Here is a 21,364-nt window from a genome sequence, read left to right as displayed (position 1 = left end):
CTAGCTCGACTGCTCGTCGTCGTCGAAGCCGCCGTAGAAGTGCGCGCCGTCGAAGCCGGGGACGGCGTCCTTGAGCGAGAGTCCCATCTCGACGAGCTTGTCCTTGACCTCGTCGACGGACTTCTGCCCGAAGTTGCGGATGTTCATGAGCTGCGTCTCCGAGAGGGCGACGAGCTCGCTCACCGTGTTGATGCCCTCGCGCTTGAGGCAGTTGTAGCTGCGCACCGAGAGATCGAGGTCTTCGATGGGCATGCTCAGCTCGGTGGAGAGCACGGCGTCGACCGGCGCGGGGCCGATCTCGATGCCCTCGGCCTGCGTGTTCAGCTCGCGGGCCAGGCCGAACAGCTCTACGAGCGTGCGACCCGCCGACGCGATCGCGTCGCGCGGCGTGATGGCCGACTTGGTCTCGACATCCACGACGAGGCGATCGAAGTCGGTGCGCTCACCCGCGCGCGTGGCCTCGACGCGGTAGGTCACCTTGAGCACGGGCGAGTAGATCGAGTCGATCGGGATCTGTCCGGCCTCGCTGAACTCGCTGCGGTTCTGCGTGGCGCTCACGTAACCACGGCCCCGCTCGATCGTCAGCTCCAGCTCGAACTTGGCGCTGTCGTTGAGGGTCGCGATGACGAGCTCGGGGTTGTGGATCTCGACACCGGCAGGCGCGGAGATGTCCGCAGCCGTGACCTCCCCGGCGCCCTGCTTGCGCAGGTAGGCGGTGATGGGCTCGTCGTGCTCGCTCGAGACCACGAGGTTCTTGATGTTGAGGATGATCTCGGTGACATCCTCCTTGACCCCCGCGATCGTGCTGAACTCGTGCAGCACGCCGTCGATGCGAATGCTCGTGACGGCGGCGCCGGGGATGGATGAGAGGAGGGTTCGGCGCATCGAGTTTCCGAGCGTGTACCCGAAGCCGGGCTCCAGCGGTTCGATCATGAACCGCGAGCGGAAGTCGGAGACGCTCTCCTCGGTGAGGGTGGGACGCTGTGCGATGAGCACTATGGGATTCCTTTCGGCAAAGTGTCCGCCATATGACACTTGTGGCGCGACGGGTGGCTGGCCCGTCGTGTGTGTTGAGTTATGGAGCGCGGTGGAACGGGACGCGATGCATCGCATCACGGTGGCCTCAGCGCCGACGCGAGCCGTGCCCGGGTCGGTGCTGAGGCCGAAAAACTACACGCGGCGGCGCTTCGGCGGGCGGCACCCGTTGTGCGCTTGCGGGGTGACATCGCTGATCGAGCCGACCTCGAGGCCAGCGGCCTGCAGCGATCGAATCGCAGTCTCGCGACCCGAGCCGGGGCCCTTCACGAAAACGTCGACCTTCTTCATGCCGTGCTCCTGCGCCTGACGCGCGGCGGATTCGGCGGCGAGTTGCGCGGCGAAGGGCGTTGACTTGCGCGAACCCTTGAAGCCGACCTGCCCTGACGACGCCCAGCTGACGACAGCGCCGCTCGGGTCGGTGATCGACACGATCGTGTTGTTGAAGGTGGACTTGATGTGGGCCTGGCCCACGGCGATGCTCTTCTTCTCTTTGCGACGCGGCTTACGAACGGCCGACTTCGGTGCTGCCATGGTGTTCTCCTAAAACGAGGTCGAATCGATAGTCGGGGGCGGGCCCGGCGACTATCGGGCCTTCTTCTTGCCGGCGACGGTGCGCTTGGGGCCCTTGCGGGTGCGCGCATTGGTCTTGGTGCGCTGGCCGCGCACGGGCAGGCCGCGGCGGTGGCGGATGCCCTCGTACGAGCCGATCTCCACCTTGCGGCGGATGTCAGCGGCGACCTCGCGGCGGAGGTCGCCCTCGACCTTGTACGTGCCTTCGATGTGATCGCGCAGTGCGACGAGCTGATCGTCGGTGAGGTCCTTGACACGGATGTTGCGGTCGATACCGGTCTCCGCGAGCGTCTGCGTCGCGCGAGTACGGCCGACGCCATAGATGTAGGTAAGGGCGACTTCCACGCGCTTGTCGCGAGGAATGTCGACTCCGGCAAGACGGGCCATGATGGCTCCTTCAGGGGATTCGTGAGAGGTGTGGAGCAATCCCGGTGCCAAGGCCTCTCACCCTGGGTGTCCGCCGCTCTCGCGGGTTCTGGAACTGCCTGCTGTTCGTATTGAGTTGTCGTCCCGAGAGCCCTGGCGCTGTCGGTGAGCCGAGCTTGCTCGGTTTACCTCAGGACCGCAGGGTCGCGCACGGGGCGTCGAGGCGTCAGCCTTGACGTTGCTTGTGCCGGGGGTTGTCGCAGATGACCATCACGTTGCCGTGACGACGGATCACCTTGCACTTGTCGCAAATGGGCTTGACGCTGGGGTTGACCTTCATGGTGCGTGTCTCTCTTGTTCGCTGGCCTCGTGCGCCGAGTGGATTCTCGGGCCGTTCCTTATCCGGCTCGACGATTCCGGTTACTTGTAGCGGTAGACGATCCGGCCGCGGGTCAGGTCGTAAGGGCTCAGCTCCACGATCACGCGATCCTCCGGGAGGATGCGGATGTAGTGCTGGCGCATCTTGCCCGAAATGTGGGCGAGAACCTTGTGGCCGTTGCTCAACTCAACGCGGAACATCGCGTTGGGCAGCGCTTCGACCACCGAGCCTTCGATCTCGATGACACCGTCTTTGTTGGCCATAGCCTCTTCGTCGCTCAGTGTGGGAATGTCGAACTGGTCGTGCGGATCATGGTGCTCAGCCCTGTTGACGCCCGCCTGCACGGCGTACGAGAGGCGGTGGACACGCCGGAGGCGTGCCGAAAGCACCAAAGATTTAGCTTAGGTGATAGGGCACCCCTGGGGCAAGTCGAGCTGTACCGATCACGCAGGCACGCGAATGCCGCGCTCTTCCAGGGCGGCGCGGATACGCTCGGTCACCTGATCGATTTCTCCGATGCCGTCGACCTTGCTCAGAAGACCGCGCTGCGCGTACACGTCGATGAGCGGAGCCGTCTGCTCTCGGTACACCGTGAGACGGTGCCGCACAACGGACTCGTCATCATCCGTCCTGCCCTGGTCGAGTGCGCGCTTGCGGAGCCGCTCCACCACGATGTCGGGATCTGCGACCAGTTCGATGACGGCGTCCATCGACGTGCCCTGACCAGCGAGGAACTCGTCGAGCGCCCGAACCTGGTCGGTCGTGCGAGGGTATCCGTCGAGCAGAAAGCCTCGCGCGCAGTCCTTGTGGGCGAGCCGGTCGCGCACGAGGTCGTTCGTGAGGGTATCCGGCACGTTGTCGCCCGCGTCCATGTACGCCTTGGCCTGACGCCCCAGCTCCGTCTCGTTGCGCACATTGTCGCGGAAGATATCGCCGGTAGAGATGGCCGGAACACCGAGCGCATCAGAGAGGGCGCGAGCCTGTGTGCCCTTACCGGCCCCGGGAGGACCGATGAGGAGTAGTCGTGCTTCGCTCATCGCAGCAGGCCCTCGTAGTGACGCTGCTGCAGCTGCGCATCGATCTGCTTCACCGTCTCGAGGCCGACGCCAACGATGATCAGGATGCTCGCTCCGCCGAACGGGAAGTTCTGGTTGGCTCCCACAGAGGCGAAGGCCAGGAGCGGGATGAGTGCCACGAGGCCGAGGTACAGCGAGCCGGGCAGCGTCACCCGCGTGAGGACATAGTCGAGGTACTCCGCGGTCGGTCGGCCTGCTCGGATGCCGGGAATGAAGCCGCCGTACTTCTTCATGTTGTCGGCGACCTCTTCGGGGTTGAAGGTGATCGCGACATAGAAGTAGGTGAACCCGACGATGAGCAGGAAGTACACGACCATGTAGATCCAGTTGTCGCCGGAGACGAGGTTGTTCTGAATCCAGACGACCCACTCCGGGGCAGTCTCCCCCGCCGCCGGCTGGTTGAACTGCGCGATGAGTGCGGGAAGGTACAGCAGCGACGACGCGAAGATGACGGGCACGACACCGGCCATGTTCACCTTGATGGGGATGTACGTGTTGTTGCCACCGAAGGTGCGCCGCCCGACCATGCGCTTGGCGTACTGAACCGGGATGCGGCGCTGAGACTGCTCGACGAACACGACGGCGCCCATGACGAGGATGCCGAGGGCGAGGACGAGCAGGAAGATCTCGAAGCCAGAGGTGATGGCGATGGACCAGAGGGCCGAGGGGAACGTAGCCGCGATCGAGACGAAGATGAGCAGCGACATTCCGTTGCCGATGCCGCGCTCGGTCACGAGCTCGCCCAGCCACATGATCAGGCCGGTGCCCGCGGTCATCGTGATGACCATGAGGAGGATCGCGTACCAGGCGTCGTTCGTGATGAGCTGGCTGCACTCGGCGACGCCGCTGGTGGTCGGGAAGAGGGCTCCCGCTCGAGCGACGGTGATGAGGGTCGTCGACTGCAGAACGGCGAGCGCGATGGTCATGTAGCGCGTGTACTGCGTGAGCTTCGCCTGGCCGGCCTGCCCCTCCTTGTGGAGGGTGTCAAAGTGGGGGATGACCACGCGCAGCAGCTGCGTGATGATCGACGCGGTGATGTACGGCATGATGCCGAGCGCGAAGATCGACAGCTGCAGGAGCGCCCCGCCGCTGAACAGGTTGACGAGCTGATAGAGGCCGGTTGCTCCCTCGTTGCCCGCCAGGCACAGTTGCACGTTCTGGTAGTCGACGAACGGCGCGGGGATGAAGGAACCCAGACGGAAGAGCGCGACGATTCCGAGCGTGAAACCGATCTTCCGGCGCAGGTCCGGCGTGCGGAAGATCCGCCCGATTGCTCTGAACACGAGACCTCCCGTAGTAACGACTTGAGCATCCCCTGCCCGGCGGCGGGAGGTGCTGTGGCCCGTTCGGGCCGGTGGCGGGTGGCCCCGAGAGGCCACCCGAGCGGCTACGTGATGGAACCGCCAGCGGCGACGATCTTCTGCTCAGCAGAGCGGGAGACCTTGTCGACTGCCACAGTGAGCTTAACCGCAATGTCGCCGGAGCCCAGAACCTTGACCTTCTCGTTCTTGCGCACGGCACCCTTCGCGACCAGGTCACCCACGGTGACCTCGCCGCCCTGAGGGTAGAGCTCGGCGAGCTTCTCCAGGTTCACGACCTGGTACTCGACGCGGAACGGGTTCGTGAAGCCACGCAGTTTGGGCTGCCGCATCACGAAGTTCAGGTTTCCGCCTTCGAAGCCCGGGCGCACGGAGTAGCGAGCCTTCGTGCCCTTAGTGCCACGACCGGCCGTCTTGCCCTTCGAACCCTCACCGCGACCCACACGCGTGCGCTCCTTCTTGGAGCCCGGCGCGGGGCGAAGGTGGTGCACCTTGAGCACCTGAGCGCGTGCGACGTCGGATGACTCCTTCTTCGCAGGCGCCTTCTTCGCGGGCGCCTTGCTCGCCGTCGCGGAAGTTTCGGCAGGCTTGTCGGCGGCGGCGGACGACTTCTTCGCTGCCGGAGCCTTCTCAGCGGCCGCCTTCGCGGGCGCCTTCTTCGCGGGCGCCTTCTTCGCCGGAGCCTTGTCGGCGTCCGCCTTCGCAGGAGCCTTCTTCGCCGGAGCCTTCTTCGCCGGCGCCTTCGTCGCCGGAGCCTTATCGGCGTCCGCCTTCGCAGGAGCCTTCTTCGCCGGAGCCTTCTTGGCCGGAGCCTTCTTCGCCGGGGCCGTGGCGGCCTCGTCCTTCTTGTCTTCTGCCATTAGCCAATCTCCTCGACCTTGACGAGGTGAGCAACCTTGGTGACGTACCCGCGGTTCGCCGGGGTGTCGTCGCGCACGACGCTGTCGCCGATGCGCTTGAGACCGAGGCTGCGCAGGGTGTCTCGCTGGTTCTGCTTCTCACTGATTACGGACTTGATCTGAGTGACCTTGAGCTGCGCGGCCATCAGGCACCGCCCTTTCCGGCTGCCGCCTCGGCCGCGAGGGCCTCCGCGCGTACGAGTCGCGCGGGAGCGACGTCCTCGAAGTCGAGACCACGGCGCGCTGCGACAGCGCGCGGCTCTTCGAGCTGCTGGAGCGCTGCCACGGTCGCGTGGATGATGTTGATCGTGTTCGACGAACCGAGTGACTTGCTCAGCACATCGTGGATGCCGGCGCACTCGAGCACGGCGCGCACGGGGCCACCGGCGATAACGCCGGTTCCGGCAGCGGCCGGGCGCAGCAGTACGACGCCGGCGGCGGCTTCGCCCTGAACGGGGTGCGGGATCGTCTGGGCGACGCGAGGCACGCGGAAGAAGTTCTTCTTCGCCTCCTCGACACCCTTGGAGATCGCGGTGGGCACCTCGCGGGCCTTGCCGTAGCCGACTCCGACCATGCCGTTGCCGTCGCCGACGACGACGAGCGCCGTGAAGCTGAAGCGACGACCGCCCTTGACAACCTTGGAGACACGGTTGATGGTCACGACGCGCTCGAGGAAGGGGCTCTTCTCGCTGTCGCGCGAACCACGGTCGCGGTTGGGGTTGCGCTCACGACCGCCGCGACGTGCCTCGCGGGGCTCGTTCGCGGTCTCCGACGACGCAGCAGTCTCCACGGGAGCCTCTGCGGCAGCCACGGTCTGGTCTTTCGCGTTCTCGGTCACAGGCTCAGCCCACCCTCTCGAGCTCCATCGGCGATCGCCGCGACGCGTCCTGCGTAGCGGTTGCCGCCCCGGTCGAAGACGACAGCCTCCACACCGGCCTTCTTCGCACGCTCAGCGAGCAACTCGCCCACTTTGCGCGCCTTGGCAGTCTTGTCTCCGTCGAACGTGCGGAGGTCGCCCTCCATCGTCGACGCGCTGGCGAGAGTGCGACCCTGCGTGTCATCGACGACCTGCACGAAGACGTGTCGCGCAGAGCGCGTCACGACGAGACGGGGGCGCTCCCCCGTGCCGGTGACGCGCTTGCGCAGCCTCGCGTGACGACGGCCTTTGGCGGCCGTCTTGCTCTTGCCTCTTGTTCCGAGACCCATGATTACTTACCAGCCTTTCCGGCCTTGCGACGGACAACCTCGCCGGCGTAGCGCACACCCTTGCCCTTGTAGGGCTCGGGCTTGCGCAGCTTGCGAATGTTGGCCGCGACTTCGCCAACGGCCTGCTTGTCGATGCCGCTGACGGTGAGCTTGTTGTTGCCCTCCACCGTGAAGGTGATTCCGGCGGGCGGGTCGACCGTGATCGAGTGCGAGAAGCCGAGGGCGAACTCGACCGCGGAGCCCTTCGACTGCACGCGGTATCCGGTGCCGACCACCTCGAGACCCTTGGAGTATCCCTGGGTCACACCGATGATCTGGTTTTGGATGAGCGTGCGCGTGAGGCCGTGGAGCGAGCGCGAGTCACGCTCGTCGTCCGGTCGGGTCACGACGACCTGATTGTCGTCGAGCGCGACCCGGATGGGCTGCGCGACCGTGAGGCCGAGCTCGCCCTTAGGGCCTTTGACGGTGACGGCCTGGCCGTCGATCTTCACGTCGACACCGCTGGGGATGTCGATAGGCATGCGTCCGATTCGTGACATGTCAGATCACCACACGTAGGCGAGGACTTCCCCACCCACGCCCTTCTTCATCGCCTCGCGGTCGGTCAGCAGACCCGAGGAGGTCGACAGGATGGCCACGCCGAGGCCCCCGAGAACGTTGGGGATCTCGGTCGACTTCGCGTACACGCGGAGGCCAGGCTTGGAGACTCGCTTGATGCCCGCGATCGAGCGCTCGCGATTCGGTCCGTACTTGAGCGAGAGCGTGAGCGTCGTACCGACGCGCGCATCCTCGACCGCCCAGTCCGAGATGTAGCCCTCGCGCTTGAGGATCTCAGCGATGTGCGACTTGAGCTTGCTGCCGGGCAGCGAGACCGTGTCGTGGTGCGCCGAGTTGGCGTTGCGCAGTCTGGTCAGCATGTCTGCGACCGGATCTGTCATCGTCATAGTGGTGTCTTCCGTTTCTCACCCGGTTTCGCGCACCCGTTACACGAGTGGCGACCTGGGCGATCGAGGTCCGAATCGGACCGGTGGTGGATGCCCTACTGGGCGGGGTTCGCGAAGGGGAAGCCGAGCGCGCGCAGGAGCGCGCGGCCCTCGTCGTCCGTCTTCGCGGTGGTCACGATCGTGATGTCGAAGCCGCGAACGCGATCGATCTTGTCCTGGTCGATCTCGTGGAACACGCTCTGCTCCTGAAGACCGAAGGTGTAGTTGCCGTGGCCGTCGAACTGCTTCGGGCTCAGACCGCGGAAGTCGCGGATGCGCGGCAGCGCGAGCGTCACGAGGCGGTCCATGAACTCCCAGGCACGATTGCCGCGCAGCGTCACGTGGGCGCCGATGGGCATGCCCTCGCGCAGCTTGAACTGCGCGATCGACTTGCGGGCCTTCGTGACCTGCGGCTTCTGGCCGGTGATCGCGGTGAGATCCTTGATCGCACCGTCGATGACCTTGCTGTCGCGTGCGGCCTCGCCGACACCCGTGTTCACGACGATCTTGACCAGACCGGGAACCTGGTGCGGGTTGGTGTACCCGAACTCCTCGGTCAGCGCCTTGGTGATCTCGGCACGGTACTTCTGCTTGAGGCGCGGCTGGATTGTGCCAGCCTGCGCAGGGGCAGTGGTTGACATCAGAACTTCTCACCTGACTTCTTGGCGTACCGCACGCGGACGGTCTTCTTGACGCCGTCCTTCGTCACGGTCTCCTCGCGGAAACCGACGCGGGTCGGCTTCTTGGACTTGGGGTCGACGAGCGCCACGTTGGAGATGTGGATCGAGGCCTCGGAGGTCTCGATACCACCAGTCTTCGTGCCGCGCTGCGTCTGGCCGACGCGCACGTGCTTCGTGACGTAGTTGACGCCCTCGACGATGACGCGGTTCTTCTCCGCGAGCACCTCGATGACGCGACCCTGCTTGCCGCGGTCTCCGCCGCGGTCCTCGGTCGCGCCACTGATCACCTGGACGATGTCGCCCTTCTTGATCTTGGCCATGGTCTACAGCACCTCCGGGGCGAGCGAGACGATCTTCATGAACTTCTTGTCGCGAAGCTCACGGCCGACCGGCCCGAAGATGCGGGTACCGCGAGGGTCCCCGTCGGCCTTCAGGATCACGGCGGCGTTCTCGTCGAACTTGATGTACGAACCGTCGGAACGACGGGTCTGCTTGATGGTGCGCACGATGACGGCCTTGACGACATCGCCCTTCTTGACGTTGCCGCCGGGGATGGCGTCCTTGACGGTCGCCACGATGACGTCACCCAGGCCGGCATACCGACGGCCGGAGCCACCGAGCACTCGGATCGTGAGCAGCTCCTTGGCGCCGGTGTTGTCGGCGACCTTGACGCGGGATTCCTGCTGAAGCATTGTTCTCTCCTACCCAAGAGGCGCGAGGGCCTACTTGGCCTTCTCGAGGATCTCGACGAGGCGCCAGCGCTTCGTAGCGGACAGGGGGCGGGTCTCGGAGATGAGCACGAGGTCGCCGATGCCGGCGGTGTTCTGCTCATCGTGCGCCTTGACCTTCGAGGTACGGCGGATGACCTTGCCGTAGAGCGGGTGCTTCACGCGGTCCTCGACCTCGACGACGATGGTCTTCTCCATCTTGTCGCTCGTCACGTAGCCGCGGCGCACCTTGCGGTAGCCGCGCGCGCTCTCGTCGCGAACGTCGTGCGCGGCCGACTCGTGGCCGGCAGCGGCCTTCTTCTCGGTCGTCGCCATCAGTTCTTCTCCTCAGTCTTGTCCAAAGCCTCGTCGTCCGACTCGCCGGACTTCTCGTCGGCGTCGGCCTCAGCCGCGGCCTCGGTCTTCTTCGCCTTGGCGGACTTCTTCGCCGGCTTCTCGGGAACCTCGAGAGGGGCGGGCGTGGCACGGATGCCCAGCTCGCGCTCGCGGATCACGGTGTAGATGCGCGCGATGTCGCGCTTGACGGCACGAAGCCGGCCGTGGCTCTCGAGCTGCCCGGTCGCGGCCTGGAAGCGCAGGTTGAAAAGCTCTTCCTTCGCCTTCTTCAGCTCGTCGACCAGTCGCTCGTCTTCAAAGGTGTCGAGCTCGACAGGTGCCAGCTCTTTCGATCCGATCGCCATTACGCGTCGCCCTCCTCGCGCTTGATGATGCGTGCCTTGAGGGGCAGCTTGTGAATGGCACGGGTCATGGCCTCGCGAGCAAGCTGCTCGGGAACGCCGGCGACCTCGAAGAGGACGCGACCCGGCTTGACGTTGGCGACCCACCACTCCGGTGAGCCCTTTCCGGAACCCATGCGGGTCTCGGCGGGCTTCTTGGTGAGCGGTCGGTCGGGGTAGATGTTGATCCACACCTTGCCACCGCGCTTGATGTGCCGCGTCATGGCGATACGAGCGGACTCGATCTGCCGGTTGGTGACGTACGCGGGGGTGATGGCCTGGATGCCGTACTCGCCGAACGACACGACGGTTCCGCCGGTCGCGTGCCCACCGCGCTTGGGGTGGTGCTGCTTCCGGAACTTGACCTTGCGGGGAATAAGCATGTCTCTAGCCTTCCGCTCCGGCCGCAGCGGGCGCCTTGGCGGCAGCCGGCCGGCCACCGTCGCGACGCGGGCCGCGGTCAGAGTCACGACGCTCGGGGCGCGACGACTTCTGGGACGCCTGCTCGCGAGCGAGTTCCTTGTTGGTGATGTCGCCCTTGTAGATCCAGACCTTCACACCGATGCGGCCGAAGGTCGTGCGCGCCTCGTAGAAGCCGTAGTCGATGTTCGCGCGAAGAGTGTGCAGCGGCACACGGCCCTCGCGGTAGAACTCCGATCGGCTCATCTCGGCGCCGCCGAGGCGGCCGGAGACCTGAATGCGAACACCCTTGGCGCCGGCGCGCTGCGCGCCCTGGAGGCCCTTGCGCATCGCGCGACGGAAGGCCACACGAGCGCTGAGCTGCTCCGCGATGCCCTGCGCGACGAGCTGCGCCTCTGCCTCGGGGTTCTTCACCTCGAGGATGTTGAGCTGGATCTGCTTGGCGGTGAGCTTCTCGAGGTCGGAACGAATGCGCTCCGCCTCCGCGCCGCGACGACCGATCACGATGCCCGGGCGGGCGGTGTGGATGTCGACGCGAACCCGGTCCCGGGTGCGCTCGATCTCGATGCGGGCGACGCCGGCGCGGTCGAGGCTCGTGGTGAGCATCCGGCGGATCTTGACGTCCTCCGCGACGTAGTCGGAGTATCGCTGCCCGGCCTTCGTGCTGTCGGAGAACCAGCGCGACACGTGGTCGGTGGTGATGCCGAGTCGGAAGCCGTACGGATTGACTTTCTGGCCCATGTCTACTTGCTCGCCTTCTTCTTGCTCGTGCTCGAGCCCGCGGCGGTCAGCTCATCCGGCGTCGCGAGGACGATCGTGATGTGGCTGGTGCGCTTGAGGATGCGGAACGCCCGACCCTGGGCGCGCGGCTGGAACCGCTTGAGGGTCGTGCCCTCGTCGACGAACGCACGGGACACGTAGAGGTCCTGCTCGTCGAGGAAGGAGTTCGCTGCGTCCGCCTTCACCCGCGCGTTGGCGATGGCCGACGCGACGAGCTTGTAGACGGGCTCGCTCGCGCCCTGGGGCGCGAACTTCAAAATGGCCAGGGCCTCAAGGGCCTGCTTGCCGCGGATCAGGTCGACGACGCGACGAGCCTTCTGAGGCGTCACGCGGATGTGTCGCACGCGGGCGATCGACTCCACCATGTGTATCTCCTCTTCAACCGTCCCCGCGTTAGCGGCGACGACCCTTCTTGTCGTCCTTCTCGTGTCCACGGAAGGTGCGGGTGGGCGCGAACTCGCCGAGCTTGTGCCCGACCATGGTCTCGGTCACAAACACGGGGATGTGCTTGCGGCCGTCGTGCACGGCGATCGTGTGACCGAGCATCGCCGGCACGATCATCGACCGGCGCGACCAGGTCTTGATGACGTTCTTGCTGTTGGCCTCGTTCTGCGTGAACACCTTGCGAAGCAGGTGGTCGTCGACGAAGGGGCCCTTCTTGAGACTGCGTGGCATCTTTCTCGACTCCTACTAGCGCTTCTTGCCAACGGTGCGGCGGCGGACGATGAGCTTGTCGCTCTCCTTGTTGGGGCGGCGCGTGCGACCTTCGGACTGGCCCCAGGGGCTGACCGGGTGGCGACCACCGGAGGTCTTGCCCTCTCCACCACCGTGCGGGTGATCGACCGGGTTCATGGCCACACCGCGAACGGTCGGGCGGACGCCCTTCCAGCGCTTGCGGCCGGCCTTGCCCCAGTTGATGTTCGACTGCTCGGCGTTGCCGACCTCACCGATCGTGGCGCGGCAGCGCGCGTCCACGTTGCGGATCTCGCCCGAGGGCAGGCGCAGCTGCGCGTAGGGGCCGTCCTTGGCGACGAGACGCACGGAGGCGCCTGCCGAGCGAGCCATCTTCGCGCCACCACCGGGGCGGAGCTCGATGGCGTGCACGACGGTACCCACGGGGATGTTGCGCAAGGGCAAGTTGTTGCCGGGCTTGATGTCCGCCGAGGGACCTGACTCGACGACATCGCCCTGCGAGAGCTTGTTCGGCGCGAGGATGTAGCGCTTCGTGCCGTCCACGAAGTGCAGGAGCGCGATGCGCGCCGTGCGGTTCGGGTCGTACTCGATGTGCGCGACCTTGGCGTTGACGCCGTCCTTGTCGTTGCGACGGAAGTCGATCATGCGGTACTGGCGCTTGTGGCCACCACCGATGTGGCGCGTCGTGATGCGACCCGAGTTGTTGCGGCCACCGGTCTTCGGCAGCGGCTTGAGCAGCGACTTCTCGGGGGTCGAGCGCGTGATCTCGGCGAAGTCCGAGACCGACGAGCCGCGACGACCGGGGGTCGTGGGCTTGTACTTGCGAATAGCCATGTCGTGTGTCCTTCCGGGCCTAGCCGACAGCCGTGAAGATGTCGATCGAGCCGGACTTCAGGGTCACGATCGCGCGCTTGGTGTCCTTGCGCTTGCCCGTGCCGAAGCGGGTGCGACGGGTCTTGCCCGTGCGGTTGAGAGTGTTGACCGAGGCGACCTTGACGCCGAAGATCTTCTCGATTGCGAGCTTGATCTCCGACTTGTTCGCGCGGGGGTCCACGATGAAGGTGTACTTGCCGTCGTCGATGAGCGCGTAGCTCTTCTCGCTCACGACGGGCGCGATGATGACATCGCGCGGGTCCTTGTTCTGGGCGACCTCGTGGACGCTCATGCGCTGACCTCTTCCTTCTTGGTCTTGGCCGTGACAAAGGCATCGAACGCGGACTTCGTGAAGACGATGTCGTCGCTGACGAGCACGTCGTAGGCGTTGAGCTGGTCGGGGCTGATGACGTGCAGGTTGCGCAGGTTGCGCACGCTCTTCAGGTTGATGTCATCACCGCGCTCGATCACGACGAGCACGTTGCGCCCGGACGCGACAGCCGCGAGAGTCGATGCCGCCGCCTTCGTCGAGGGGGCGTCCGAGCCGAACGACTCGACGACGTGCAGGCGGTCACCGCGAGCGCGATCCGAGAGCGCGCCGAGCAGAGCAGCGGCGATCATCTTCTTGGGGGTGCGCTGCGCGTAGCTGCGCGGGGTCGGCCCGTGGACGATGCCACCGCCGGTCATCTGGGGTGCGCGGATCGAGCCCTGACGAGCACGGCCGGTGCCCTTCTGCTTGAAGGGCTTGCGACCCGCTCCGGAGACCTCGCCACGACCCTTGGTCGAGTGCGTGCCCTGGCGCGCGGCGGCGAGCTGCGCCACGACGACCTGGTGCAGCAGCGGCACGTTGGTCTGGACGTCGAACAGCTCGGCGGGCAGGTCGACCGTGCCGGTCTTCTTGCCTGCGGCGTCGACGACGGTGAGAGAAGCAGCCATGACGATCACGCCTCCTTCACGGCGTTGCGGACGAACACGAGACGACCGCGAGCGCCGGGGACGGCGCCCTTGACGAGCAGCAGACCCTTCTCGAGATCGACCGAGTGCACGGTCAGGTTGAGCACGGTCACGCGGTCGCCGCCCATGCGGCCCGCCATGCGCATGCCCTTGAAGACACGGCTGGGGGTCGAGCTGGCACCGATCGAACCGGGCTTGCGGTGGTTGCGGTGCGAACCGTGCGAGGCGGAGACGCCCTTGAAGTTGTGGCGCTTCATGACGCCCGCGAAGCCCTTGCCCTTGCTCGTGCCGACGACGTCGACGCGCTGGCCCGCCTCGAAGATGTCGACCGCGAGCTCCTGGCCGGGGGTGTACTCGGCGGCGTCGGCGGTGCGCACCTCGGTGAGGTGGCGGCGCGGCGTGGAGCCGGCCTTCTCGAAGTGGCCGCCGAGGGGCTTGGTGACCTTGCGGGGATCGATGGCACCGTAGGCGATCTGCACCGCCGCGTAGCCGTCGACCTCGGGGGTACGAACCTGCGTCACCACGTTGGGAGCGATCTCGACAACGGTGACGGGGATGAGGGTGTTGTTCTCATCCCACACCTGGGTCATGCCGAGCTTGGTGCCCAGCAGTCCCTTGGTCGTCTTGGTAGCAGACATTGTCGGATTCCTTAGAGCTTGATCTCGATGTTGACGTCGGCGGGCAGGTCGAGACGCATGAGCGAGTCGACGGCTTTCGGCGTCGGGTCGATGATGTCGATGAGCCGCTTGTGCGTGCGCTTCTCGAAGTGCTCGCGGCTGTCCTTGTACTTGTGGGGCGACCGGATGACGGCGATCACGTTCTTCTCCGTCGGCAGCGGGACGGGGCCCACCACAGTGGCTCCCGCACGCGTCACGGTGTCGACGATCTTGCGCGCCGATGCATCGAGACCGGCGTGATCGTAAGACTTCAGCCGAATGCGGATCTTCTGTCCCGCCATGCTCAACTCTCTTCCTTCTTCGGTCGGTGCGCACCCTGTCGGGCGCGCACTCCTGCGGAGCGCTCGTGAGAGGTCGCACCACTGTTCTTCTGTCAAACGTCAACCGCACTGCCGCTGCCGCGCGCGAGGTCTCCCTCTCGCGCGACGTTCTCGGCGGCCGCGATCTCCGCTCAGGTCACCGACCCCCGCGCTCGGGCGTGTCGCCCTCGCCAGGCACAGAGGTATCCCTGAGCCAGTTGGTTGTCGATTTAAGCTGCGTTCTTCTGCCCGCGGCCTAGGCTCATCGCGAGCCGCTGTCGATCACTCGATGCGGCGCTCGTCCTATGCACTGCCTGGCAGTGAGCCGCGCTCTAGCACGGCGTGTGGAACTAGAAGAGTCTGCCACACCGTGACACCCCCTGCAAGTCGGGCGTGTCGCCTGAAGATCGGGCCATTTCTGGCCCGATCGGCGACAGCGCCCCGACCGCCGTCCCGGCGGTCGGTGTCGGCGTGAGAAGCCCGCACTCGCCGTCCCGGCGGTCGGTTGTGCGTTCTATGCGGAATCCGCAACCGGTGCGGGCGCCATCCTGCGCGGCCGAAGGACGGCCAGCTCGACGACGAGCACGGCGATCGTGCCGGCCGCTCCCAGCACGGTCCCGACGGCGGCGGCGATAGCGACGATCAGCAGCCCCCACCCGCCCGCGCTCGCGTCCTGCAGCGCGATGAGCACGTACACGCCGATCGTCACGAGGATCGCGGCGGCGAGACTGACGAGGTGAGTGAGAATGCGCCATCCGACAGCGCGGCGTCGATGGGCGATCGATCCGATCAGGAGCAAGATCGCCCAGAGGCCGAGTGCGAGGCCCATGAGGCCGAACAATGCCCGCGGCGCGCCGTCCACGACCGCGCCGAGCAGATCTCCCGACTCGATCGCGGTGAAGATGGCAAGTACGGCCCAGGCGATCGCGATCGCGAGGAGGAGGATGAGCACGATCTCGAGTGCCACGCGTGCCGCCATGCTGGTCCTTCCGACGCGGTCAGTGCTGCTGCGCCGAGAGTAGCGCGTGCTGCGCATCCGGCGTCAACAACGAGAGCGGGGACAGGGCCGAAGCCCGATCCCCGCTCTCGTGGTGGTCGTCGACCACTCAGGTGTGAAGGACTACTTGAGGACCTTCGTCACCGTTCCGGCGCCCACGGTGCGGCCACCCTCGCGGATGGCGAAGCCGAGGCCCTCCTCCATGGCGATGGGCTGGATCAGCTCGACCGTCATGTCGGTGGTGTCGCCGGGCATGACCATCTCGGTGCCCTCGGGCAGCGTGATGACGCCGGTGACGTCGGTGGTGCGGAAGTAGAACTGCGGGCGGTAGTTCGTGTAGAAGGGGTTGTGACGCCCACCCTCGTCCTTGGAGAGGATGTACGCGGTGCCCTCGAAGTTCGTGTGAGGGGTCACCGAGCCCGGCTTCACGACGACCTGACCGCGCTCGACGTCCTCGCGCTTGGTGCCGCGGAGAAGGAGACCGCAGTTCTCGCCGGCCCAGGCCTCGTCGAGCTGCTTGTGGAACATCTCGATACCCGTGACGATGGTCTTCTGCGTCGGGCGGATGCCGACGATCTCGACCTCGGCGTTGATCGCGAGGGTTCCGCGCTCGGCGCGGCCCGTGACGACGGTGCCACGACCGGTGATCGTGAAGACATCCTCGATCGGCATGAGGAACGGCTTGTCCTTGTCGCGCACGGGGTCGGGGATCGACTCGTCCACGGCGTCCATGAGGTCGAGAACGGACTGAACCCACTTCTCGTCACCCTCGAGCGCCTTGAGGCCCGAGACCTGGATGACGGGAGCGTTGTCGCCGTCGAAGCCCTGGCTGGCGAGAAGCTCGCGCACCTCGAGCTCGACGAGCTCGATGATCTCGGCGTCGTCGACCATGTCGGCCTTGTTGAGCGCGACGAGCAGGTAGGGAACGCCGACCTGCTTGGCGAGAAGCACGTGCTCGCGCGTCTGCGCCATGGGTCCGTCGGTCGCTGCGACCACGAGAATTGCGCCGTCCATCTGCGCCGCACCCGTGATCATGTTCTTGATGTAGTCGGCGTGGCCGGGGGCATCGACGTGCGCGTAGTGGCGCTTGGGGGTCTCGTACTCGACGTGCGAGATGTTGATCGTGATGCCGCGCTGACGCTCCTCCGGAGCCGAGTCGATCGAGGCGAAGTCACGCTGCACGTTGGTGGCCGAAGGGTACTTGTCAGCAAGCACCTTCGAAATCGCCGCGGTGAGCGTGGTCTTGCCGTGGTCGACGTGACCGATGGTTCCGATGTTGACGTGCGGCTTGGTCCGCTCGAACTTGGCCTTAGCCACTGTGGGTCCTCCTCAGGACTTGGTCGCAGGTCTCCTCTTGCATTCGGATTCCCGCAGTTGGTGTGTATGTATCGTACTGAAGGCTCGGAAGCCCTCGGGGTCGGGCGATTACTCGCCCTTGTTCTTCTGGACGATCTCGTCGGCTACAGCCTTCGGGACCTCCGCGTAGCTGTCGAACGTCATCGAGTACACGGCACGACCCGAGGTCTTCGACCGAAGATCGCCCACGTACCCGAACATCTCCGACAGCGGCACGAGGGCGCGAACGACCTTGACGCCCGTCGCGTCCTCCATCGACTGGATCTGACCGCGACGGGAGTTGAGGTCGCCGATGACGTCGCCCATGTACTCCTCGGGGGTGCGCACCTCGACCGCCATGAGCGGCTCCAGCAGCACGGGACTCGCCTTGCGCGCGGCTTCCTTGTAGGCCATCGAACCGGCGATCTTGAACGCCATCTCCGACGAGTCCACGTCGTGCGATGCGCCGTCGAGCAGCGTCGCCTTCACGCCGACCGTCGGGAAGCCGGCGAGGACGCCGACCTGCATCGCGTCCTGGATGCCCGCATCCACCGAAGGGATGTACTCGCGGGGCACGCGACCGCCGGTGACGGAGTTGACGAACTCGTAGCTCGTCTCCGGAGTCACCTCGAGCGGCTCGAGCATGATCTGGATCTTGGCGAACTGGCCCGACCCACCCGTCTGCTTCTTGTGGGTGAAATCGAACTTCTCGATCGTCTTGCGGATCGTCTCGCGGTAGGCCACCTGGGGCTTGCCGACGTTGGCCTCGACGTTGAACTCGCGCTTCATGCGGTCCACGAGGATATCGAGGTGCAACTCGCCCATGCCCTTGATGACCGTCTGCCCGGTCTCGGTGTTCTGCTCGGTGCGGAACGTCGGGTCTTCTTCGGCGAGTTTCTGGATTGCCGTGCCCAGCTTCTCCTGGTCGGCCTTCGTCTTCGGCTCGATGGCGACCTCGATGACGGGCTCGGGGAACGTCATCGACTCCAGCACGACCTGCTCGCTCGGGTCGCACAGGGTGTCGCCCGTCGTCGTGTCCTTCAGGCCGATGACCGCGTAGATGTGACCGGCGGTCACGCTCTCGACGGGGTTCTCCTTGTTGGCGTGCATCTGGAAGATCTTTCCGATGCGCTCCTTCTTGCCCTTGGTCGAGTTGATGACTTGCGAGCCTGACTCGATGGTGCCCGAGTAGACGCGAATGTAGGTGAGGCGACCGAAGAAGGGGTGCACGGCCACCTTGAACGCGAGAGCCGCGAACGGATCGGTCGAGTCGGGGTGGCGCTCGACGACCTTCTCGACATCGCGCACATCGTGACCCTCCACCGCGGGAACGTCGAGCGGCGACGGCAGGTAGTCGATGACGGCGTCGAGCATGGGCTGCACGCCGCGGTTCTTGAATGCCGAGCCGCAGAAGACCGGGTAGATCTCGCTGTTGACGGTCATCTTGCGGATCGCGCCCTTGATCTCCTCAGGGGTCAGCTCCTCGCCGCCGAAGAACTTCTCGAGCAGCGCATCGTCGGACTCGGCGACCGTCTCGAGCAGCGCCTGGCGGTATTCGTTGGCTTTGTCGACGAGATCGGCGGGGATCTCCTCGATCGCGTACTCCGCGCCCAGCTTGACGTCTCCCTTGGAGTCGCCACGCCAGGTGAGTGCACGCATGTAGACGAGGTCGACTACTCCCTCGAAGGTGCTCTCGAACCCGATCGGGATCTGCATGACGAGAGGCTTGGCGCCGAGACGCTTGATGATCGTCTCGACGGTGAAGTAGAAGTCGGCCCCGAGCTTGTCCATCTTGTTGACGAAGCAGATGCGCGGAACGTCGTACTTGTCGGCCTGACGCCACACCGTCTCCGACTGCGGCTCCACGCCCTCCTTGCCGTCGAACACCGCGACGGCGCCGTCGAGCACGCGGAGCGAGCGCTCCACCTCGACGGTGAAGTCGACGTGGCCGGGAGTGTCGATGATGTTGATCTGGTGATCGGCCCAGAAGCACGTCGTCGCGGCGGACGTGATCGTGATGCCGCGCTCCTGCTCCTGCGCCATCCAGTCCATGATCGCAGCACCGTCGTGAACTTCACCGATCTTGTGACTGATTCCCGTGTAGAACAGGATGCGCTCGGTGGTCGTCGTCTTGCCGGCATCGATGTGCGCCATGATGCCGATGTTGCGGACCTTGTTCAGGTCGGTGAGCACGTCAAGTGCCACGGGAATCCCTGCTTTCCGTCAAAGTTTGGTTGGGATACTCACCTGCTGGTGAGTCCGAGCGCCGGGACGGCGCTCGGGGCAATGCCGTCCGGCGGGGCAGAAATGCCCCGCCGAACCGACGTCACCACCGGTAGTGCGCGAACGCCTTGTTCGACTCGGCCATCTTGTGCGTGTCCTCACGGCGCTTCACCGCGGCACCCAGGCCGTTGGAGGCGTCCAGGATCTCGTTCATGAGACGCTCGGTCATCGTCTTCTCGCGACGAGCCTTCGCGTAGCTGGTCAGCCAGCGCAGCGCGAGCGTGTTCGCGCGGTGCGGCTTGACCTCGACGGGCACCTGGTAGGTCGAGCCGCCGACGCGACGGCTGCGCACCTCGAGGGTGGGGCGCACGTTGTCGAGCGCCTTCTTGAGCACGACGACGGCGTCTTGACCGCTCTTCGTGCCGACGCCCTCGAGCGCGCCGTAGACGATGCGCTCGGCGAGGCCCTTCTTGCCATCGAGGAGGATCTTGTTGACGAGCTGGCTGACGATCGGGGCGCCGTAGACGGGGTCTGCGACGACGGGGCGCTTGGGCGCGGGTCCTTTGCGAGGCATTACTTCTTGTCCTTCTTCGCGCCGTAGCGGCTGCGGGCCTGCTGACGGTTCTTGACGGCCTGAGTGTCGAGGGCGCCACGCACGATCTTGTAGCGCACGCCGGGCAGGTCCTTCACGCGACCGCCGCGCACGAGCACCATGGAGTGCTCCTGGAGGTTGTGGCCCTCACCGGGGATGTAGGCGGTGACCTCGGTGCCGTTCGAGAGCTTGACGCGGGCGACCTTGCGCAGAGCCGAGTTCGGCTTCTTCGGAGTCGTCGTGTACACGCGCGTGCAGACGCCGCGCTGCTGGGGGTTGGCCTTGAGGGCGGGCGCCTTGGTCTTGACGACCTTGGGGCTGCGACCCTTGCGGACCAGTTGCTGAATTGTGGGCAAGATTGCTCCTCGTAAAGCTGCACGGTGACAGCGGTTGCGGTGGTGTTACGCCCCGCCCGTGCTGCGCACGGTGCGGGCTCACGCGAATCCGCCGGGCTCCGCGATCGGTTCGCGGTGACGGATATGCCGTGGGGGTTTCGTGGAAGACCGCCTGAGCGGTCGCCCCTGAGGGACCCAAAGGTGGATGCTCGTCACCCGCCTTGCCCCGACCACATGCGTGGCACAGCGCAAGCGCGCGCCGAAGCACACACCTGCCCAAGAATAGCCGCCGTGAACCTGCCGGTCAAACGGCGGTCTGACCCCCGACCGACGCGCGGTGCGCTTCGAGGTCGCGCTGGTAGGCAGCCCGTGCCTCGGCATTGCGCACCGCGACCGTACGCCCGCGCTTGGCGACGAGCCCACCGACCCAGATCGGCACCTCGCGCGCCGCGATCGCCGCCGCGAAACCGAGCGGGCTCGTCAGCTGCCCGAGCACGATTGCGCCGACGACGTCTCCGGGGGCGCCGACGGCGCCCGCCATCATGAGCGCCGCGCCGATGAACGACACGTAGACGAGCACGGCGACGATGAAGCCGCCCAGCACGTGCGCCCACCATCCCGCGCGATTGACGATGATGACGAGAAGCAGATAGCTCAGGGCGAAGACGATGACCGGCACCCAGTAGATGGGCGCGGCGAAGTACTGCAGCATGGCCACGGCGGAGACGGGCGGCGCGATGATGCTCACGAGGAGGACGAGAGCGGCGTACACCGCCGCGAAGACGACGGCACCGAGCACGACGACGAGCGTGCCGACGCCGCGAGCGCCCTTCTTCTTGGGCTCTGGAGGAGCGCTCACGTAGACGACCCTGGAATCGGCCGCCGTCGGTTGCTCGGCCGTCGCCGACGGGTCAGCGCTGGCGGGCTGCGCGGCAGATGCGCTCGCGTCGGGCTCTGCGTCTACGGGCGCCTCCGGGGTCGCCGCCGGCTGCGTCTCGCCGGGCGTGGCCGGCTCTGCAGCGGCCGCGAGGGTCGAGTCGTCCGACGCGGGCCCCGACTCCTCGGGCGTGGCCGGCTCGCGCGAGTCGGGGGTCTGATCCTTCTTGTCCGATGACGGTGTGCTGGTCATGACACGCTCCTGAGACGTCGACGATGCTGGCCGCTCACCCTAGCAAGGCGAGGTGACCCGACGCGAGGGTGGTGCACGACGTGGCGCTCAGGCTGCT

33 protein-coding genes are annotated in these 21,364 nt (G+C 66.0%); all 33 read right to left on the bottom strand.

What is annotated here, in order from left to right; translation table 11 throughout:
• Nucleotides 1–996, bottom strand: a complete 996-nt coding sequence (locus RJQ01_RS09765; RefSeq protein WP_152582678.1) for a DNA-directed RNA polymerase subunit alpha — start codon at nt 994–996, stop codon at nt 1–3.
• Between the two features lie 174 nt (nt 997–1,170).
• Nucleotides 1,171–1,569, bottom strand: a complete 399-nt coding sequence (rpsK, locus tag RJQ01_RS09760) for a 30S ribosomal protein S11 (RefSeq protein WP_350476539.1) — start codon at nt 1,567–1,569, stop codon at nt 1,171–1,173.
• A 51-nt stretch (nt 1,570–1,620) separates the two neighbouring features.
• Entirely contained in the window at nt 1,621–1,995 is a 375-nt protein-coding gene (rpsM, locus tag RJQ01_RS09755; protein ID WP_152582679.1) for a 30S ribosomal protein S13, read from the bottom strand.
• Nucleotides 1,996–2,200: 205 nt separating this feature from the next.
• Nucleotides 2,201–2,314, bottom strand: a complete 114-nt coding sequence (rpmJ, locus tag RJQ01_RS09750) for a 50S ribosomal protein L36 (protein WP_152582680.1) — start codon at nt 2,312–2,314, stop codon at nt 2,201–2,203.
• 80 nt (nt 2,315–2,394) lie between these two features.
• Nucleotides 2,395–2,616 (bottom strand): translation initiation factor IF-1, encoded by a 222-nt coding sequence (gene infA / locus RJQ01_RS09745; RefSeq protein WP_100823516.1) that lies wholly within the window; start codon nt 2,614–2,616, stop codon nt 2,395–2,397.
• A gap of 180 nt (nt 2,617–2,796) precedes the next feature.
• Entirely contained in the window at nt 2,797–3,390 is a 594-nt protein-coding gene (locus RJQ01_RS09740) for an adenylate kinase (RefSeq protein ID WP_350476538.1), read from the bottom strand.
• Nucleotides 3,387–4,712, bottom strand: a complete 1,326-nt coding sequence (gene secY, locus RJQ01_RS09735) for a preprotein translocase subunit SecY (protein WP_350476537.1) — start codon at nt 4,710–4,712, stop codon at nt 3,387–3,389. The genes RJQ01_RS09740 and secY overlap by 4 nt, the downstream gene beginning before the upstream one ends.
• Nucleotides 4,713–4,816: 104 nt before the next feature.
• Complete coding sequence (gene rplO, locus RJQ01_RS09730; RefSeq protein ID WP_350476536.1) at nt 4,817–5,608, bottom strand: 50S ribosomal protein L15; 792 nt, start codon at nt 5,606–5,608, stop codon at nt 4,817–4,819.
• On the bottom strand, nt 5,608–5,793 hold the full coding sequence (gene rpmD / locus RJQ01_RS09725; RefSeq protein ID WP_350476535.1) for a 50S ribosomal protein L30: 186 nt from the start codon (nt 5,791–5,793) through the stop codon (nt 5,608–5,610). Before rpmD ends, rplO begins: the two co-directional genes overlap by 1 nt.
• Nucleotides 5,793–6,485 (bottom strand): 30S ribosomal protein S5, encoded by a 693-nt coding sequence (gene rpsE / locus RJQ01_RS09720; RefSeq protein ID WP_350476534.1) that lies wholly within the window; start codon nt 6,483–6,485, stop codon nt 5,793–5,795. The genes rpmD and rpsE overlap by 1 nt, the downstream gene beginning before the upstream one ends.
• Nucleotides 6,482–6,853: a 50S ribosomal protein L18 gene (gene rplR / locus RJQ01_RS09715; protein WP_152582684.1), complete on the bottom strand. Its 372-nt coding sequence runs from the start codon at nt 6,851–6,853 to the stop codon at nt 6,482–6,484. The genes rpsE and rplR overlap by 4 nt, the downstream gene beginning before the upstream one ends.
• 2 nt (nt 6,854–6,855) lie before the next feature.
• Nucleotides 6,856–7,392: a 50S ribosomal protein L6 gene (gene rplF, locus RJQ01_RS09710; protein WP_350476533.1), complete on the bottom strand. Its 537-nt coding sequence runs from the start codon at nt 7,390–7,392 to the stop codon at nt 6,856–6,858.
• Between the two features lie 6 nt (nt 7,393–7,398).
• Complete coding sequence (rpsH, locus tag RJQ01_RS09705) at nt 7,399–7,797, bottom strand: 30S ribosomal protein S8 (RefSeq protein WP_152582686.1); 399 nt, start codon at nt 7,795–7,797, stop codon at nt 7,399–7,401.
• Between the two features lie 95 nt (nt 7,798–7,892).
• Nucleotides 7,893–8,477, bottom strand: a complete 585-nt coding sequence (rplE, locus tag RJQ01_RS09700) for a 50S ribosomal protein L5 (protein WP_350476532.1) — start codon at nt 8,475–8,477, stop codon at nt 7,893–7,895.
• On the bottom strand, nt 8,477–8,836 hold the full coding sequence (gene rplX, locus RJQ01_RS09695; RefSeq protein WP_179872986.1) for a 50S ribosomal protein L24: 360 nt from the start codon (nt 8,834–8,836) through the stop codon (nt 8,477–8,479). Before rplX ends, rplE begins: the two co-directional genes overlap by 1 nt.
• A 3-nt stretch (nt 8,837–8,839) precedes the next feature.
• Nucleotides 8,840–9,208, bottom strand: a complete 369-nt coding sequence (gene rplN / locus RJQ01_RS09690; protein ID WP_100823527.1) for a 50S ribosomal protein L14 — start codon at nt 9,206–9,208, stop codon at nt 8,840–8,842.
• Between the two features lie 30 nt (nt 9,209–9,238).
• Nucleotides 9,239–9,559: a 30S ribosomal protein S17 gene (rpsQ, locus tag RJQ01_RS09685; RefSeq protein ID WP_350476531.1), complete on the bottom strand. Its 321-nt coding sequence runs from the start codon at nt 9,557–9,559 to the stop codon at nt 9,239–9,241.
• A complete protein-coding gene (rpmC, locus tag RJQ01_RS09680; protein WP_350476530.1) occupies nt 9,559–9,924 on the bottom strand; it encodes a 50S ribosomal protein L29 in 366 nt (121 codons plus the stop codon). The genes rpsQ and rpmC overlap by 1 nt, the downstream gene beginning before the upstream one ends.
• Nucleotides 9,924–10,343 carry a 50S ribosomal protein L16 gene (gene rplP, locus RJQ01_RS09675; RefSeq protein WP_152582691.1) on the bottom strand — a complete coding sequence of 140 codons (420 nt, stop codon included), beginning with the start codon at nt 10,341–10,343 and terminating at the stop codon, nt 9,924–9,926. Before rplP ends, rpmC begins: the two co-directional genes overlap by 1 nt.
• A gap of 4 nt (nt 10,344–10,347) precedes the next feature.
• The gene (gene rpsC / locus RJQ01_RS09670) at nt 10,348–11,121 is read right to left on the bottom strand and encodes a 30S ribosomal protein S3 (RefSeq protein ID WP_100823531.1); all 774 of its coding nucleotides are present in this window, start codon (nt 11,119–11,121) and stop codon (nt 10,348–10,350) included.
• A gap of 2 nt (nt 11,122–11,123) precedes the next feature.
• A complete protein-coding gene (rplV, locus tag RJQ01_RS09665) occupies nt 11,124–11,525 on the bottom strand; it encodes a 50S ribosomal protein L22 (RefSeq protein ID WP_350476529.1) in 402 nt (133 codons plus the stop codon).
• Nucleotides 11,526–11,553: 28 nt separating this feature from the next.
• Nucleotides 11,554–11,835 (bottom strand): 30S ribosomal protein S19, encoded by a 282-nt coding sequence (gene rpsS, locus RJQ01_RS09660; protein WP_100823533.1) that lies wholly within the window; start codon nt 11,833–11,835, stop codon nt 11,554–11,556.
• Nucleotides 11,836–11,850: 15 nt separating this feature from the next.
• Nucleotides 11,851–12,687, bottom strand: coding sequence for a 50S ribosomal protein L2 (gene rplB, locus RJQ01_RS09655; RefSeq protein ID WP_350476528.1), 837 nt, complete (start codon nt 12,685–12,687; stop codon nt 11,851–11,853).
• A gap of 19 nt (nt 12,688–12,706) precedes the next feature.
• Nucleotides 12,707–13,018, bottom strand: a complete 312-nt coding sequence (gene rplW, locus RJQ01_RS09650) for a 50S ribosomal protein L23 (RefSeq protein WP_152582693.1) — start codon at nt 13,016–13,018, stop codon at nt 12,707–12,709.
• A complete protein-coding gene (gene rplD / locus RJQ01_RS09645; RefSeq protein WP_350476527.1) occupies nt 13,015–13,662 on the bottom strand; it encodes a 50S ribosomal protein L4 in 648 nt (215 codons plus the stop codon). The genes rplW and rplD overlap by 4 nt, the downstream gene beginning before the upstream one ends.
• A gap of 5 nt (nt 13,663–13,667) precedes the next feature.
• Nucleotides 13,668–14,318: a 50S ribosomal protein L3 gene (rplC, locus tag RJQ01_RS09640; protein ID WP_350476526.1), complete on the bottom strand. Its 651-nt coding sequence runs from the start codon at nt 14,316–14,318 to the stop codon at nt 13,668–13,670.
• A gap of 11 nt (nt 14,319–14,329) precedes the next feature.
• A complete protein-coding gene (rpsJ, locus tag RJQ01_RS09635; RefSeq protein ID WP_047561503.1) occupies nt 14,330–14,638 on the bottom strand; it encodes a 30S ribosomal protein S10 in 309 nt (102 codons plus the stop codon).
• A gap of 532 nt (nt 14,639–15,170) precedes the next feature.
• Nucleotides 15,171–15,635: a hypothetical protein gene (locus tag RJQ01_RS09630; protein WP_350476525.1), complete on the bottom strand. Its 465-nt coding sequence runs from the start codon at nt 15,633–15,635 to the stop codon at nt 15,171–15,173.
• Nucleotides 15,636–15,776: 141 nt separating this feature from the next.
• On the bottom strand, nt 15,777–16,970 hold the full coding sequence (tuf, locus tag RJQ01_RS09625) for an elongation factor Tu (RefSeq protein ID WP_350476524.1): 1,194 nt from the start codon (nt 16,968–16,970) through the stop codon (nt 15,777–15,779).
• 108 nt (nt 16,971–17,078) lie between these two features.
• Nucleotides 17,079–19,193, bottom strand: coding sequence for an elongation factor G (fusA, locus tag RJQ01_RS09620; protein ID WP_350476523.1), 2,115 nt, complete (start codon nt 19,191–19,193; stop codon nt 17,079–17,081).
• A gap of 121 nt (nt 19,194–19,314) precedes the next feature.
• Complete coding sequence (rpsG, locus tag RJQ01_RS09615; protein WP_100823539.1) at nt 19,315–19,785, bottom strand: 30S ribosomal protein S7; 471 nt, start codon at nt 19,783–19,785, stop codon at nt 19,315–19,317.
• On the bottom strand, nt 19,785–20,159 hold the full coding sequence (gene rpsL, locus RJQ01_RS09610) for a 30S ribosomal protein S12 (protein WP_152582702.1): 375 nt from the start codon (nt 20,157–20,159) through the stop codon (nt 19,785–19,787). The genes rpsG and rpsL overlap by 1 nt, the downstream gene beginning before the upstream one ends.
• Before the next feature lie 283 nt (nt 20,160–20,442).
• Nucleotides 20,443–21,267: a hypothetical protein gene (locus RJQ01_RS09605; RefSeq protein WP_350476522.1), complete on the bottom strand. Its 825-nt coding sequence runs from the start codon at nt 21,265–21,267 to the stop codon at nt 20,443–20,445.
• Between the last annotated feature and the right edge of the window lie 97 nt (nt 21,268–21,364).

The organism is Microcella sp., assembly GCF_040286215.1.
Lineage (GTDB): Bacteria > Actinomycetota > Actinomycetes > Actinomycetales > Microbacteriaceae > Microcella.
Note: the sequence above shows the minus strand (reverse complement) of the source record. Positions and strands in the feature narration are given on the sequence as shown.

What these genes read in the sequence shown, in the direction of transcription:
- rpsM (WP_152582679.1), bottom strand. Translation starts at nt 1,995, where the DNA reads ATGGCCCGTCTTGCCGGAGTCGACATTCCTCGCGACAAGCGCGTGGAA.
- rplC (WP_350476526.1), bottom strand. Translation starts at nt 14,318, where the DNA reads ATGTCTGCTACCAAGACGACCAAGGGACTGCTGGGCACCAAGCTCGGC.
- rpsQ (WP_350476531.1), bottom strand. Translation starts at nt 9,559, where the DNA reads ATGGCGACGACCGAGAAGAAGGCCGCTGCCGGCCACGAGTCGGCCGCG.
- rpsC (WP_100823531.1), bottom strand. Translation starts at nt 11,121, where the DNA reads ATGGGCCAGAAAGTCAATCCGTACGGCTTCCGACTCGGCATCACCACC.
- RJQ01_RS09740 (WP_350476538.1), bottom strand. Translation starts at nt 3,390, where the DNA reads ATGAGCGAAGCACGACTACTCCTCATCGGTCCTCCCGGGGCCGGTAAG.
- rplN (WP_100823527.1), bottom strand. Translation starts at nt 9,208, where the DNA reads ATGCTTCAGCAGGAATCCCGCGTCAAGGTCGCCGACAACACCGGCGCC.
- rpsS (WP_100823533.1), bottom strand. Translation starts at nt 11,835, where the DNA reads ATGCCACGCAGTCTCAAGAAGGGCCCCTTCGTCGACGACCACCTGCTT.
- RJQ01_RS09630 (WP_350476525.1), bottom strand. Translation starts at nt 15,635, where the DNA reads ATGGCGGCACGCGTGGCACTCGAGATCGTGCTCATCCTCCTCCTCGCG.
- rpsH (WP_152582686.1), bottom strand. Translation starts at nt 7,797, where the DNA reads ATGACGATGACAGATCCGGTCGCAGACATGCTGACCAGACTGCGCAAC.
- RJQ01_RS09605 (WP_350476522.1), bottom strand. Translation starts at nt 21,267, where the DNA reads ATGACCAGCACACCGTCATCGGACAAGAAGGATCAGACCCCCGACTCG.
- rpmC (WP_350476530.1), bottom strand. Translation starts at nt 9,924, where the DNA reads ATGGCGATCGGATCGAAAGAGCTGGCACCTGTCGAGCTCGACACCTTT.
- rplO (WP_350476536.1), bottom strand. Translation starts at nt 5,608, where the DNA reads ATGGCAGAAGACAAGAAGGACGAGGCCGCCACGGCCCCGGCGAAGAAG.
- rplX (WP_179872986.1), bottom strand. Translation starts at nt 8,836, where the DNA reads ATGGCCAAGATCAAGAAGGGCGACATCGTCCAGGTGATCAGTGGCGCG.
- rpmJ (WP_152582680.1), bottom strand. Translation starts at nt 2,314, where the DNA reads ATGAAGGTCAACCCCAGCGTCAAGCCCATTTGCGACAAGTGCAAGGTG.
- rpsG (WP_100823539.1), bottom strand. Translation starts at nt 19,785, where the DNA reads ATGCCTCGCAAAGGACCCGCGCCCAAGCGCCCCGTCGTCGCAGACCCC.
- infA (WP_100823516.1), bottom strand. Translation starts at nt 2,616, where the DNA reads ATGGCCAACAAAGACGGTGTCATCGAGATCGAAGGCTCGGTGGTCGAA.
- rplP (WP_152582691.1), bottom strand. Translation starts at nt 10,343, where the DNA reads ATGCTTATTCCCCGCAAGGTCAAGTTCCGGAAGCAGCACCACCCCAAG.
- rpmD (WP_350476535.1), bottom strand. Translation starts at nt 5,793, where the DNA reads ATGGCCGCGCAGCTCAAGGTCACTCAGATCAAGTCCGTAATCAGTGAG.
- rplR (WP_152582684.1), bottom strand. Translation starts at nt 6,853, where the DNA reads ATGGGTCTCGGAACAAGAGGCAAGAGCAAGACGGCCGCCAAAGGCCGT.
- rpsJ (WP_047561503.1), bottom strand. Translation starts at nt 14,638, where the DNA reads ATGGCGGGACAGAAGATCCGCATTCGGCTGAAGTCTTACGATCACGCC.
- rplB (WP_350476528.1), bottom strand. Translation starts at nt 12,687, where the DNA reads ATGGCTATTCGCAAGTACAAGCCCACGACCCCCGGTCGTCGCGGCTCG.
- rplD (WP_350476527.1), bottom strand. Translation starts at nt 13,662, where the DNA reads ATGGCTGCTTCTCTCACCGTCGTCGACGCCGCAGGCAAGAAGACCGGC.
- rplE (WP_350476532.1), bottom strand. Translation starts at nt 8,477, where the DNA reads ATGTCAACCACTGCCCCTGCGCAGGCTGGCACAATCCAGCCGCGCCTC.
- rplV (WP_350476529.1), bottom strand. Translation starts at nt 11,525, where the DNA reads ATGGTGGAGTCGATCGCCCGCGTGCGACACATCCGCGTGACGCCTCAG.
- rplW (WP_152582693.1), bottom strand. Translation starts at nt 13,018, where the DNA reads ATGAGCGTCCACGAGGTCGCCCAGAACAAGGACCCGCGCGATGTCATC.
- rpsK (WP_350476539.1), bottom strand. Translation starts at nt 1,569, where the DNA reads ATGGCAGCACCGAAGTCGGCCGTTCGTAAGCCGCGTCGCAAAGAGAAG.
- rplF (WP_350476533.1), bottom strand. Translation starts at nt 7,392, where the DNA reads ATGTCACGAATCGGACGCATGCCTATCGACATCCCCAGCGGTGTCGAC.